Below are 14,376 nucleotides of genomic sequence, written 5' to 3'. Positions count from 1 at the left end.
AGATGTTTATAATTGAAGTAAAACTAAGGAGGTGTTCTATGAAGGCATCCCTTCTATGGAGAGAAATTTTAAAAGATCCTGGGAATAAGAGACACCTTCTGATAGAGATAGAAAAACTTGCAAAGGAAAATACTGAGCCCGCAGAAATTCATTTTGGAACATCTGGCTGGCGTGGAGAAATAGGCTCTGACTTTACAATGCAGAATGTAAGAGTGCTCGCAAAAGCAATTATTGAGGCAGTAAAAAGTGAGGATAGCAAAATTTTAAATGCTATAGGTGTCAGCTCTTTTAATGAATTCAAAGAAAGAGGAGTAATTGTTGGACATGACACGAGAATTCTTGGGAAAGACTTTGCCTATGAAGTAATAGGATTGCTTCAGTCGGAAGGAATAAAATGTTACTATGCAGGTGAAGCTTCAACTCCTGAGTTTTCAGCGGCAGTTGTTGAACTTGGTGCAGCAGCTTCAATTAATCTAACACCAAGTCATAATCCAGCAAATTATGGAGGATTTAAATTAAACCCTTCTGATGGAGGACCAGCTCCAGAAGAGCTTACGAAACCGATTGAAACACTTGCAAATGAAATTATGAAAACATCTAAAGAGGTAAAGAGTGTAAAACCAGAGAAGATTGACAGAATAGATCTGACAGAACTCTACATAGGTTTCATTAAGAAAAGAGGACTTCTTGATCTAGGAAAAATCAGAGACTTCATAGAGACTGAAAAGCCAATTTGTGCAATTGACCATATGTATGGAACAAGTAGAGGTAAACTTGCAAGAATTCTTTCATTAAAGCCAGGAACTTTTATATGTTTAAGGAAAGACAATGATCCTTTATTTGAAGGTCTTTCTCCTGAACCAAGTGAGATAAACTTAAGGCTTGCTTTATCCTATTTAAAGAGAGACTCATTAGGATTTGCAGCCATAATTGATCCTGACTCAGACAGAGTTCGTTTTGCGGATATGAATAGACAGATTCCTATGAATTACTTTGGTGCAATGGCATTTCATTATCTTTACAGTTACAAAGGTTTGAGAGGCATTGTGGCAAAAAGTGTTGGAACAAGCAATTTTGTGAATGCCATTGCAAAAGAATTAGGAGTTGAGGTAGTTGAGACAAAAGTAGGATTCAAACATTTTAGACCCTATCTGTTGCCTGAGGCAAAGGAAAAGGCAGTTGTTGCATTTGAAGAGTCTGATGGAATATCAGCACAAAATCACACTCTTGAAAAAGATGCACTCTTTGGTTGTTTACTTGCCCTTGAAATGATGGCTACATTAGGCAAGAATCTTAGTGACTATCTTGAAGAAATTGAATCTATTTATGGAAGATATTATTCTGATAGAACAGGTTTTGAGATATCCCGTGAAAACTTTGGTCCTCATGTGAAAAAGCATGTCTATGCATTGAAAGATTACTTTAAAGCAGGAGATTCATTTGAAATAGGAAAACTGAAGAAAAAGATTCTTAATATCATAGACATTGACGGAATCAAAATTGTATTTGATGATCTATCATGGATTATGATAAGGCCATCAGGCACAGAACCTAAAATTCGTATTTATGTGGAAACAAAAAACATGGAAGAGAAAGACTATCTTATTGAAGAGGCTACAAAACTGGCAAAGAAAATCTGCATAGAAGGTGTTCAATGTATGTTATCTTAAGTAGAATATCTTTATGCATTATATAGGAGAAGAATGATAAACTGGGCTAAGGAGCTTAAAAAAGAGTCTTTTCCCATAAAACCAAAAGAATTAACAGTAATACAGACCCATATTTCCTATGTTTTTGTCGTTGATGAGACTGTTTACAAAATTAAAAAGCCTGTGAACTTTGGCTTTCTTGACTTTACAACCCTTGAACTAAGAAAGCTTTACTGTGAAAAGGAAGTTGAGCTTAACAGAAGGCTCTGTCCTGATATTTATCTTGGCGTTGTCCCAATATCTCAGACTTCTGAGGGTTATAAGTTGGAAAACAGCGAAAACATCGTTGAGTATGCTGTAAAGATGAATAGACTTCCAGAAAATGGGATGATGCAAAAAATCCTGAAAGAGCGAGCATTAACAGAAAAACACATTGATTTAATTGTTGATTTACTCGTTCCTTTTTATAAAAAGGCTAAAACCGGCAGAGGAGTTGATGAGCATGGTAGTATTGATACCATTTCCTTTAATACTGAAGAAAACTTTAGTCAGACAGAGCGTTTTGTTGGAAGAGCCCTGAATAAATGGAGATACAATGAGATTGTCAACTGGACAAGGGCTTTTATAAGAGAAAGCAGGACATTGTTTGAAACTCGCATTAAAGAAGGCTTTATCCGTGAAGGACATGGAGACCTTTACTCTGCAAATATATGCTTTGATAACCTGAAAAAAGTTTACATCTTTGACTGCATTGAGTTTAATGAAAGATTCAGATGTGGCGATGTTGCCTCTGATATAGCTTTTTTAAGCATGGATTTAGATTTTCATGGTTACAGAGAGCTTTCAGAGTACTTTGTTAAAACCTATGTCGAAAAATCAGGTGACAGGGATTTGCCGAAACTTCTTAATTTTTACAAATGCTATCGTGCCTATGTGAGGGGAAAAATCGGATGCTTTACATCTGAAGATACTGCTTTATCTGAAGAAAAGAGGAAAGAGGCTTTGAAAGAGGCACAAAAATACTTTGACCTTGCCTATCTTTATGCTAAGGGTAAGCCAAAGATTTTTGTTGTCTTCGGACTTTCTGGAACAGGCAAGTCAACCCTTGCAAGAAAAGTAAGTGAATTTACACTTGCTGAATGGATTCCCTCTGACATAGTTCGTAAAAGCCTTGTAGGAATCGCACCAACAGAGCATCACTATGAGCCCTTTGAAAAGGGAATTTACAGTAAAGAATTCACAGAAAAGACTTACAAAAAAATGATAGAGCTTGCGAGGGAAAGTCTCATGATAGGCAGGGACGTAATTTTAGATGCCACTTTTCGTGAAAGAGTCTTTAGAGAGGCTGTGCTTAAGGAGCTTAACTTTGCAGATGTTTACTTTATATGGTGCACTGCAGAAGACAGCATTGTTAAGGAAAGATTTATGAAACGCCGGGAATCAGAGGACATATCAGATGCTCGCTGGGAGATATATTTAGCCCAGAAGGAAAAGTTTGAACAACCTGATGAAATTCCCGAGGAAAGATTAATAAAACTTGATACTTCAGAACAAACTGATCTGATAGAATTTTTAATTAAAAGAGTTTACGGAAAATAGTATGAACATCCTCTTGGTTCTCTCGCTATTTTAGTGAACTGATATAAGATTCAAAAAGTTTTAAACTTTTTTCCTGACTTTGACAGTTTAAGCTCAAAATTACCCCTTCCACAAAACCTAACTCTTTGATTTTTCTACATTTTCATTTTTTAACTTTATAATTTTTCTCCATTTTGTAGTAACATAAATTATTTGTCTTTATCGCACTTTACCATCGTAGTAATCTAAATTAGAAGCACAAATATGTTTATCCGAAGAGTAAAAGGTGGCTCAAAGCACAAACCAATAACATATCTACAGCTTGTCCATTCCTACAGGGATGAACTTGGCTTAAGAGAAAACTCAATCAAGGTCAAAAAAGCCTTATAAAGCCCTCTTACAGCAAATACCTGAGAGTAAAGCATAAAGAGGTATCCATAGATAAAGAGAAAATAAAGCAGGAGTCCCGATGGGACGGATATTTTGGATATGTAACAAACAACAGCCATCTTACAGAGGAGCAAGTCCTTGGAGCATACAAAATGCTATACAAGATAGAGGAATCATTCAGATGCATGAAAAGCAGTCTTGACCTGAGACCCGTGTATCACTGGACAGAAAGAAGGATAAAGGGACATATAATGCTATGTTTTTTAAGCTTTTACGTATTAAGAGTAATACAGAGGAAGTTAACAGAGGCAGGGCTTTACATAACGGCAGAGCAAGCGATTGAGGAACTTGACAGAGTAAGAGCGATAAAGATAAGGACGGAAAAAACAGAGGTTTATGCAAGGACAGCTGCAGAGAGAGTAATCAGATATTGAGAGCCTTAGGAGTAAAAATCCCGCCAGTAATCCTCAGAGAAGTTGTAGTGGAGTAAACAGGACAGGTGCACCCTAACATATTGAAAATAAATGATTTTAAATTTTTAACTGTCAAAGTCGGGAAAAAAATCCTCAATGAAGCAGAAAAAATAAACACAGAATACTCCCATCGCGCAAGGAATTTTTACAAAACCTTTTTTGAGAAGTAACCTCAGAAACCGAAAAAAGCTTCTGAGGTTATACAAATAAATTCTCTATCGGCAGTTTTAAGTAATCTTATCCAGACCAAGCTCTTTTAGTTTTGCCTCTGCAGGCTTTGTGGTTTGCGCATCCCAGCCTCTTTCTTTGTAATATTGAGTGAGAATTTCACGGAATTTATCTCTATCAAGTACAGCACCTTTTTTAGGTCCTATGGTAAAGGCATCTTCAAAAAATCTATCAGGTAGCCAGTCATCTTCACGACGGAATCCTTCACGATAATTGAACATCTTTTCAAGATTAAAAACTCTTTCACCGGCTTTTAAAAATTCAGCCTTATCATAATCAATTCCTGTGATTGCACTTAGAAGGGAAATCAATGGTTCCTCATAAACACTATCCATGGCAGCAAAAAAACAAACTCCTGTTGAGTCAATCATTGCTCTGAAATTCTGCATGGTTACACTGTCTCCATTAAGATGGCATCCACCCCTGTTTGCTGTGGCATAGCATAGAGCTCTTGGCGGATTTGCCTGAATATTGTGAGCAGCAAGTTCAAGACCTTTAACATGAATGGCAAACTTTTCGCTTCCCTGTCCTATTTTTTGAGAGAGCACTTTTACTCCCTTTGATGCAAGGTCTCCAACTCCATCCCTGTATGCGATTTTTTCTATAATGGCAAGAGTTGCGTCTACACTTCCCCATTTAAGATCAATTCCGTCAAGGAATTTCTGATCAATAATACCTTTTTCATAGGCTTCCATGAGAAAGCCAATCACTGCTCCAGTTGAAATAGCATCAAGCCCGAGATCATCCACATTGTAGATTATCTTAAGTAAGCCAGCCATATCAGATATCAAAAGATTTGAACCAAGCATTGTACCTGTTTCATACTCTGGTCCATCATGGACAATTCCACCATATTTACCCTTTGTACGTCCACTTTTTTTACATGCCAGAGGACAGTACATACAGGCAATGTTTCTTACCCATACATCTCTTCTTGCAGTTTCTGCACCAATTTTGTATGCTTCAGGGAAAGTTCCCTCTCGGAAGTTACGAACAGTCTCTGTACCCTGATCACTACTTTTTACAATATATCCAGCGGTTCCGTAATCCCTCCAGTTTTTTGTATTTGGAGAGTTTTTAAGAGCTAATCGGGCTTTCTCAACCATAGCGATAAATTTTTTATGATTGGCAACATCAGGCTGTATGCTACCTTTTACTGCTATTGCTTTTAAGTTTTTTGAGCCCATCACACATCCCACTCCACCTCTTCCTGCAGCACGGGCAGATGTATGAAGTATGCTTGCATAACGAACGAGATTTTCACCTGCAGGTCCGATATATACAGTTTTAAATCTTCTGTCTCCAAGCTCTTTAAGGAACGCCTTGTCAAAAGCATCTGTGCGCATACCTTTAAATTTTTTTGCATCACGAATATATACCTTATCGTCTTCTATGACGATGTAGCATAGTTCATTTGCTTTTCCTGTAATCATAATTCCATCATAGCCTGCCATTTTCAGCTCAGGACCAAAGAAACCTCCAACATTTGAGTAGGTTACTGTAGATGCATGAGGATAGGGAGAGCGAAGAGGTGATGTTATTGGAGATTTTGTAACCACACATGTTCTTGAGGCTGAAGGAACTGAAAAGCCTGAAAAAGGTCCTGTCATAAAGATAAGTGGATTTTCAGGTGAAAGGGGATCAACTCCTGGTTTTTTTAGATTATCCCAGAGTAGTTTCACCCCAAGACCCCGTCCACCAACAAATTTAACAAGGTCTTCCTCTTTGAGAGCTATTTTTTCAATTTTACCTGTTGTAAGGTCTATTTTCAGTATTTTACCGTGATATCCTTTTATCTTCATTTAACACCTCCTAAATCCGTGTCATACCAATGTTTTGCCAGTATAGAGGCAATTTTTTCTGGTGATAGTCCATAAAATTTTTGTTTTTCATTAACCTCAACATAGGAAAGAGCATCAAAGGGGCAGTGTTTTACACATTGGGGGTCACCATTACAAAGAGTACAGATTCCTCTTGGTTTGCCTGTTTTTGAGTCAAGCTCTATAACACCTTTTCTCTGTTCAGCACAGGCTCGGGCACAGTTTCCACAGCCTATGCAACGGGCAGGGTCATTTTTTATTGTCAAAGTTTTTTTATCTCTGTAAAGAGCTTTTATTCCTGTTTTAGGGTCTGGCTCAACAGGACATGAATTTACACATGGTGCATCAGGACACATGGCACACACATTTGGGACATCAACATCTGGATTGAAACTTACAACTTTTATGTTTGAATAAACTGGATTCCCAAGCCCTGGAATTTTTTCACCATTAATTGTTACGGGATTATTCCATGAAGAGCATACAGCCTCACAGGTTCTGCATCCTGTGCATTTACTGTAATCAACAAGAATCATCCTGAGCGTTCTTTTATCTGAACCAGCCCATGCTATTGAATGAATTCCCCATTTACCAGCAAAAACCAATGCAGCACCTATCCCGGCAGCTTTTATAAATTCCCTTCTTGTAAAACTTTCCGTTTTCCTCATTTTTTCCTCCCAATGGATAGATTATAATCAATTATATACTAAGATTGAATGGAATGTGGTAAAAGCTAAAGAAAAGATAACAGAAATCATTTTAGATTGAGCAATTTTATAAAAAAGGCTACTAACTGATAGTTAGTAGCCAGAAATTGATTTATAAATTTTAAATATTCTCAACCATCTCCCACACACCGCAGGGACATATTCCGACACAGAAGCCACAGGCAATGCATTTATTGTCATCAACCACATACTCATATCTTCCATCAGGTTTTTCCACTCTGCTTATTGCACCCCAGTAACAGGTCATTTCACACATGTGGCAATCCCTGCATGAGCCACAACTGAGACACCTTTCTGCCTCCTGCTCAAGGGAAGATGTAGCACGGCATCTTTCATAGTAGTCAAGTTTGATTTTTTCATAGGGTATTCTCTGCCTTAAATCCCTTGTTACAGGTGCATGCATCAATTCTCCATGTAGATATTGAGCAAGAATTCTTCCATGCCCAATTGCATGAGTTACAAGTCCTAAGCCTGTTACATCACCAATTGCGTAAACTTTTGGATCTGAAGTCTGGAAAAATTCATTTATAACAACCCAGCCCTTTTCAGTATGAATCTGTGGCTGAATAAAATCAAGGTCAGGCATATCACCTATTGCCATAATTACAAAATCTGCATCAAGAGTTGTTCCATCCTTGAAGTATATTTTCTTTTCCTCGGGAACATACTTTTCAGTAAACTTTGGCCAGAGGATTTCAACACCCTTCTGTTGTGCCCGTTCAAGCTCTGCTCCGAAAGATGCTGGTTTTTGAATATCAACTGCAGTTACTTTTTCTGCTCCACACAGGTAAGCTTCCACCGCAGCATCCATTCCAACATTACCAGCACCAATTATTACCACTTTTTTTTCTTTAAGATCAAAGGTTTTACCTTCATTTATTGCCCTTAAAAATTCATAGGCTGAGATAGCATGCTCTGAGCCAGGGAAAGGAATTTTTCTTGGTTTGTGTGCTCCAACCGCTATTACAACAAATTCGTTTTCTTTACGTATTGTTTCAAAAAGCTCTTTTGTAACCCGTGTATTAAGACGAATATCTTGAACAACTTCCTTAAATCTTTCTATTTCCATGTGAAGTATTCTTTTGTCAAGTCTGTGCTCAGGGATACAAAGCTCTATTTTCCCACCAATTTTGTCTGTTGCTTCATATACTGTTACAGTATGTCCTTTAAGGCTTAGTTGCCATGCAACAGACATTCCAGCAGGTCCTGCACCAATTACTGCAACTTTGTGTCCTGTTGGCTCTGCCTTCTTTGGAGGAGGAAGCAAAGCTGAAGCTTTACCAAGCTCTTTTGCAGAAATAGGAGCATCAATTCTTCCACGAGTGCATGCCTGCATACAAAGATTTGGACAAATCATCCCACAAACTGTGGCAGGAAGAGGGCTGTACTCAAGAACAAGTTCTAATGCCTCTTTAACTTTTCCAAGTCTTATAAGTGCTGTTCTCTTATGCGTTGGTATATTTGTTGGACAGCTATATGCACAGGGTGGTGCATATTTTTCATTTGCCCAAACAGGCTTAAATCTACGATATTTTCCAGTTACAATGTATGGTATAACAGTTGGTTCGTGGTCAATGTATTCTGCAAAAATTCCTCCCTGTCCAACTTCTTTTTCCCAGTAGTTTTTTCTGAATTCCTCCATGCTAATCTTAAACCATCTTCTCCTTCTTCTTTCCTGTGGTGTATATGGGACAAGTTTATGCCATTGCCCGATATCTTTTGTGAGTTCATCATAGTAATCCATTCTGTCAATGGCAGTAAGAAATGGCTTAAGATTTTCACATAACCACTGCCAGTCCTGTTCACTGAGTTCCAGAAGTTTTACATCTCTTTCACTGTAACCCTCAATTCTGCCACGGAAATAGATAATTCCTCCAACCATTCCAACACACGGTCTGTATCCAAGCACTGTTCTTGGATTTCGCGGATTTACTCCGCAGACAACCGCGATCCCACCAGCTTTAAACTCAGCAAAAGAGTCTCCCACATCTCTGAAATACCATGACTGAGGGGGATCAAATCTTGGATTGTGTTTTGTCATTGTGTCACATCTTGCACCGCCACTTCCCTGAACATAGAGAATTCCCTGTGCAGCAGCATTCCATGCTCCATTTGTTGCATCTCCCAAAACTGTAATCTTTGCCCCACAGTTAAGCCATCCAACATCATCGGAAACACCATTTTTTACCACTATCTCTGTTCCGAACATTCCCATTGAACCACATCTCTGTCCAACAGGTCCTTCAACTGTAACTTTTACAGTCTCACCTCTTGGATATATTCTTCCACCAATTCCATGTTGACCATCGGCATAGACATGTAAATTTCTTGCACCTTCTCTGACAGCTTCCTGAATGTATTCCTCAAGAATTCTTGAAGGAATCCTTCTTCCTTTTACATTTCCATGAATAATTACAGATTTTTCATCAACCCATTTTACCACTTCTTCATATGGTATAAGGGTTTCATGTAAGCCAATTTTTGGCATTTCTCTTTGTGTTGTTTTCTTAGCAGGCATAGCTTATCTCCAACCTCTCTGCCATTGCTTTATCATCTATACTTAGTCCATCAGACATTCCAATTGGAAGTTCTGTGCTTCTTCCCATTGGTGCAAATATCTTACGAAGCTCTACATCAGCAGCTTTAAATACTTCTACCAGCCTCTCTGCAACTTTATCAGGATCAAGACGCCTGTAAAGCTTAGGGTCTTGAGTTGTGATTCCTCTTGGACATTTTCCTGTGTTACATATATTGCAACGGTTGTATTCATCGCCAAGACAGTCAGCAGTTGCCTGCATTATGTATTTTCCAACAGCAACTGCTGAGGCACCAAGCATAATGAGCGCTGCTGCATTTGCTGCAAGATTTCCCTTTTTGCCGATTCCTCCTGCAGCAATAAGTGGAAGTTCGTTCTGTTTGCCCTGTTTTACAAGGTCAAGATAGCACTCTCTAATGTTTGATGCAATTGGATGTCCCATTTTGTCAAGAGAAACATTGTATGCTGCACCTGTGCCACCGTCTTCACCATCTATGCAAAGTGCTGCAGCATAGGGATTTCTTGCAAGATTGTTAAGCACAGCCTTTGCAGTCCTGGTCCCAGAAATTTTTGGATAAACCGGTACCCTGAAGCCAAAAGCCATTGACATTGACTGAATCATCTTCATAACAGATTCTTCAATTGAGTACTTTGTTTGATGAGTTGGTGGTGAAGGAAGGTCTACAAATTGAGGAACTCCTCTTATTTCTGCAATCAATTTTATAACCTTTGGAGCCATCAACAATCCACCATCTCCTGGTTTCGCACCCTGACCGTATTTTATTTCTATTGCTGCCGGGTCTTCAGTCATATACGGTAAAGTATGAATTATGCTGTCCCAGCCAAAATAACCTGAGGCAATTTGCAAAATAAAGTATTTTACATATCTTGATTTAAGAAGTCTTGGTGGAAATCCTCCTTCTCCAGAACACATAACAACAGGAATTCCTTCAACTTCATTTAGATAGGCAACTCCCATAGCAAGTCCTTCCCACATTGTTGGAGAAAGTGCACCAATGGACATGCTTCCAATCATTATAGGAAAGATTTCCCTTACAGGCGGAATAAACTTTCCTGAAGATTTATCAACAACAAGTCTGCCATTTTCAACTTTAAGGGGTAATTCCTCAGGAGGAAGAATTCTACCAATGTATGAGCGGACCCTGAATTCGTGTCTTCCAGCATCGAGAGCAGGGTCTGTAAGCATTGAGATTCTTGTGAATTTAAGCCTGTCAAGAGTTGACACACCTGGATCATTTCTCCTTCCGCCTCTTTTATATCCTTCTCCTCCACGATTTTTATAAAAGAGAAACTTATTCTGAGGATTATACTCTGGCTCTATTGCATTGTTGGGACAAACAAGGGCACAGATGGCACAGCCTGTACAGTAATGCTCTATATCGTTTACCTGTTCAATTACATGAATAATTCTTCTTACAGGCCTTGGCTTTGGAGTATCTCCTCCTGATTCAATAACTCTCATATATTTAACAGCCGGTCTGATTGCTCCCTGAGGACATACAGCTGTACATTGTCCGCATCTTTTACACCTGTCTTCTCTCCAGCGAATTATGTAAGGAAACTCTTTTATTGTTAATTTATGGTTAAAATCAAGCCTTAAGCCTGCAGCTGGTTCCATACTTTTACCTCCTTTGCACCAGGTGATACAATCACCATATCATACTTCATTGGATATATATCCTTTGATTCATCTCTTTCAGGAATAACTTTATCTAATCCGCAAAGTTCAGACATTAATGCGTATTTGCCCGGTACTCCTCCAACAACACCTGGTCTGAGTTTTTTAGCATCCTGAACCATAAAGCACGTTCCATCAGGAATAAACCCTATGACCATGTTAGGACCATCAATACACAATGAACGAAGGGACATTTTTAAAAGTGAAAGAGCTTCTCTGTCAGGTCTTTGCTCAATTTCTTCCCATTTTAAAGGAGTGATTATATCTTTATAATAAGTCAGTGGAAATTTGAGCTGTCTCATACAATAATGAAGAATATGACAAAAAACCTCGCTGTCAGAGTTATATCCCATGTAACCCGGGAACCCTCTGCTCATCAGGAACTCTCTTATAGGAACAAAGGCTGTGTTTTCACCATTTGTCATTGTGCAGTATCCCTGAAGGAAAAAGGGATGGCAGGCATAAAGATAAATCTGATAGTTGGTGTTCTGCCTGCCCTGTGCAAAAATTATTTTAGCTTTGAGAATATCTTTATCAAGTCCAAAAAATTCTGCAATCTCAAGAGGGTCTCCCACTTCTTTGAGTGTTATCACATCAGGATAAAAAGAAAAAACAAAGATAGATTCATCAGCTTCACCCATTTTTCGCAGGGTTAATCTTATATTCATAAGAAGCTGTTCTTTTTCTTCAAAGGGTTTGTCTTTCCATTCCTCAGGATAGTCATAAACACTGGCAAAATAAAAATCTCTTGCAACAATTCCCTTAACAGGCTTTATTTTAGGCCTCCATCTGTAAAGAAGCTTAAAGCCCATTTCATCCATATAGGCATCAAGAGTCTCTCTACCTTTTTTTGAGCATATTCCTGAAAGAATTGGATATTCTTTCAAATCTTTAAACTCACCACCAAGGTCTTTAAGTGTAAGACCAAGCCCAGAGCCATCGTGCCCTTCTTTCATTGTCTCAAGGGCAAGAATGTTTTCCATTGGCGAAAAATATTTTGATGAAGTTATAGCTGCCAGTCTACACATATTTTTTTATCTCCATAGGCAAAAGGTTACCTTTTGTTTTAGAATATCTAAGAAATGACATTTTTGTCAATATTTTTTTTAATTTCTTCAGATTGACAGATTTATGCTGTTTTTCACTTCCCAATTATTTTTGGAGATTTCTAAGCTTGTTCTGCAACACTCGTAAAACTTATCCTTCGGGTCAAATAGTTTCAGTTAATTAATACTACGATAGTTAAGAATTCTTCATCAAAAATCTCTAAAATCTTACAATCCAGTAGAGTGTCCAATGAAGAAATGCATAGGAATAAAACTCTTGACAAAAAAAATATTTACTGATATGATAATTTTGATGGCAACCGTTTGCCGTTAAATGAAATAATTATTGATAAATTTTTAAAGTCTGTTGGTTAAATGTTAAAGTATATATAACATTTGATTCTAAAAAAGAGGCTTTGCCTCATATAAAATTAAAAACTAAGGAGGATCTTATGACTTACTCAAAGCCAAGAGATGAAAAAGATGTAATGAAACTGGTCAAGGAGATGAACATTAAATTTATTAGGCTCTGGTTTACTGATATTCTTGGACAACTTAAAAGTTTTGCTATTCCAGTAGAAGAGCTTGAGGTTGCTTTCTCAGAGGGTATGGGTTTTGATGGTTCATCAATACATGGCTTTGCCCGAATTGATGAATCAGACATGATTGCAAGACCTGATCCAACAACTTTTGCCATTCTACCGTGGAGACCGAAAGAAAGCCCTGTAGCAAGAATGTTCTGTGATATTTACGAACCAGACGGGACACCATATAAAGGAGACCCCCGATATATTCTCAAAACAAATCTTGAAAAAGCTTCGAAAAAAGGTTATACATTTTATCTTGGTCCAGAACTTGAGTTTTTCTATTTCAAAACAGATAAAGGAACAGAAATTCTTGATGAAGGTGGTTATTTTGACTATCCACTTGATGCTGCAGAGGACCTTCGTAGAGACACTATTTTAGCTCTTGAGCAAATGGGAATTAAGGTAGAATATTCACACCACGAAGTTGCACCTTCACAGCACGAAATAGACTTAAGGTATGCCGAGGCACTTCAAATGGCTGATATTGTTATGACTTATAGGGTCGTAGTAAAGGAGATTGCAAAACAGCATGGTGTTTATGCTACATTTATGCCAAAACCACTATTTGGTGAAAATGGAAGTGGTATGCATACTCATCAGTCACTCTTTAAGGGAGATAAAAACGCATTTTTTGATCCAAAAGACAAATACTACCTTTCCGATATTGCAAAAAGCTATATAGCAGGACTTCTAACTCACATAAAGGAAATTACTCTCGTTTTAAATCAATGGGTAAATTCCTATAAAAGATTAGTTCCCGGATATGAAGCTCCTGTATATATCTGCTGGGCAAGAAGGAATAGGTCTGCATTGATAAGAGTTCCCCTTTACAAGCCAGGGAAAGAAAAGGCAACAAGAATTGAGTTGCGCAGTCCAGACCCTTCATGTAATCCCTATTTAGCCTTTGCATGTATGTTAAATGCTGGATTAACAGGAGTAGAAAAGAAATATAAGCTACCTGAGCCAATTGAAAAGGATGTTTATCACCTTGATCCAGAAGAAAGAAAAGCACTCGGAATAGATAACTTACCAGGCAGTTTAATTGAAGCCATTGAGTATGCTGAAAAAAGCGATTTACTTAGAGAAACTCTGGGAGACCATATCTTTACAAATCTTATTGAGAGCAAGAAAAAGGAGTGGGATGATTATCGTATAAGAATCTTTCCTTATGAAATTGAAAGATATTTGCCAATTCTTTAATTTTGGGGAGGCATCATATGCCTCCCTTTATTTTAATAAATGGACATTTCCTATAGAGACATTTTTTAATCCTGCATTCAAAGCAGTTTCATAACAATCGTGAGCTAATTTCTTTGGAGTAAAAGGAAAATCATCCATATAAAAATTTGGATAAAAACCGAGCAAACGACAAGGAATTGAAGGATTCAATGAAGCTATAAACTTGGCAATATTTCCTACTTCTTCCCGACTTTGACAGTTAAAAATTTAAAATTCTTTATTTTCAATATGTTAGGGCGCACCTGTCCTGTTTACTCCACTACAATTTCTCTGAGGATTACTGGCGGGATTTTTACTCCTAAGGCTCTCAATATCTGATTACTCTCTCTGCAGCTGTCCTTGCATAAACCTCTGTTTTTTCCGTCCTTATCTTTATCGCTCTTACTCTGTCAAGTTCCTCAAT

10 protein-coding genes are annotated in these 14,376 nt (G+C 37.9%); 5 read left to right on the top strand and 5 right to left on the bottom strand.

Annotated features, from left to right (window positions below; all coding sequences use genetic code 11):
- The first annotated feature begins 38 nt into the window (after positions 1-38).
- From TAGGR_RS04455 to TAGGR_RS10260, 4 genes are all read left to right on the top strand, one after another.
- Entirely contained in the window at positions 39-1,670 is a 1,632-nt protein-coding gene (locus TAGGR_RS04455) for a phosphohexomutase domain-containing protein (RefSeq protein ID WP_059176144.1), read from the top strand.
- 33 nt (positions 1,671-1,703) lie between these two features.
- Positions 1,704-3,248: a bifunctional aminoglycoside phosphotransferase/ATP-binding protein gene (locus tag TAGGR_RS04450; protein ID WP_059176143.1), complete on the top strand. Its 1,545-nt coding sequence runs from the start codon at positions 1,704-1,706 to the stop codon at positions 3,246-3,248.
- Positions 3,249-3,491: 243 nt separating this feature from the next.
- Complete coding sequence (locus TAGGR_RS11015; RefSeq protein WP_269083318.1) at positions 3,492-3,617, top strand: hypothetical protein; 126 nt, start codon at positions 3,492-3,494, stop codon at positions 3,615-3,617.
- Positions 3,614-4,051, top strand: coding sequence for an IS1634 family transposase (locus TAGGR_RS10260; RefSeq protein ID WP_082673551.1), 438 nt, complete (start codon positions 3,614-3,616; stop codon positions 4,049-4,051). Before TAGGR_RS11015 ends, TAGGR_RS10260 begins: the two co-directional genes overlap by 4 nt.
- 266 nt (positions 4,052-4,317) lie before the next feature.
- Here the strand turns inward: TAGGR_RS10260 and TAGGR_RS04440 are convergent, their stop codons facing one another.
- The 5 genes from TAGGR_RS04440 to TAGGR_RS04420 form a co-directional block, all read right to left on the bottom strand.
- Positions 4,318-6,120 carry an aldehyde ferredoxin oxidoreductase family protein gene (locus TAGGR_RS04440; protein ID WP_059176141.1) on the bottom strand — a complete coding sequence of 601 codons (1,803 nt, stop codon included), beginning with the start codon at positions 6,118-6,120 and terminating at the stop codon, positions 4,318-4,320.
- Positions 6,117-6,806 carry a 4Fe-4S dicluster domain-containing protein gene (locus TAGGR_RS04435; protein ID WP_059176140.1) on the bottom strand — a complete coding sequence of 230 codons (690 nt, stop codon included), beginning with the start codon at positions 6,804-6,806 and terminating at the stop codon, positions 6,117-6,119. Before TAGGR_RS04435 ends, TAGGR_RS04440 begins: the two co-directional genes overlap by 4 nt.
- Before the next feature lie 160 nt (positions 6,807-6,966).
- On the bottom strand, positions 6,967-9,384 hold the full coding sequence (locus TAGGR_RS04430; protein WP_059176139.1) for an FAD-dependent oxidoreductase: 2,418 nt from the start codon (positions 9,382-9,384) through the stop codon (positions 6,967-6,969).
- The gene (locus TAGGR_RS04425; protein WP_059176138.1) at positions 9,374-11,041 is read right to left on the bottom strand and encodes a glutamate synthase-related protein; all 1,668 of its coding nucleotides are present in this window, start codon (positions 11,039-11,041) and stop codon (positions 9,374-9,376) included. Before TAGGR_RS04425 ends, TAGGR_RS04430 begins: the two co-directional genes overlap by 11 nt.
- Positions 11,020-12,129, bottom strand: a complete 1,110-nt coding sequence (locus TAGGR_RS04420; protein ID WP_059176137.1) for a class II glutamine amidotransferase domain-containing protein — start codon at positions 12,127-12,129, stop codon at positions 11,020-11,022. Before TAGGR_RS04420 ends, TAGGR_RS04425 begins: the two co-directional genes overlap by 22 nt.
- A 470-nt stretch (positions 12,130-12,599) precedes the next feature.
- Between TAGGR_RS04420 and TAGGR_RS04415 the strand changes: the two genes are divergently transcribed.
- Positions 12,600-13,934, top strand: coding sequence for a glutamine synthetase family protein (locus tag TAGGR_RS04415; RefSeq protein ID WP_059176136.1), 1,335 nt, complete (start codon positions 12,600-12,602; stop codon positions 13,932-13,934).
- Positions 13,935-14,376: the final 442 nt, after the last annotated feature.

The organism is Thermodesulfovibrio aggregans, from assembly GCF_001514535.1.
GTDB lineage: Bacteria > Nitrospirota > Thermodesulfovibrionia > Thermodesulfovibrionales > Thermodesulfovibrionaceae > Thermodesulfovibrio > Thermodesulfovibrio aggregans.
The sequence above is the reverse complement of the archived record's forward strand: the minus strand, read 5'-3'. Positions and strand labels throughout refer to the sequence as shown.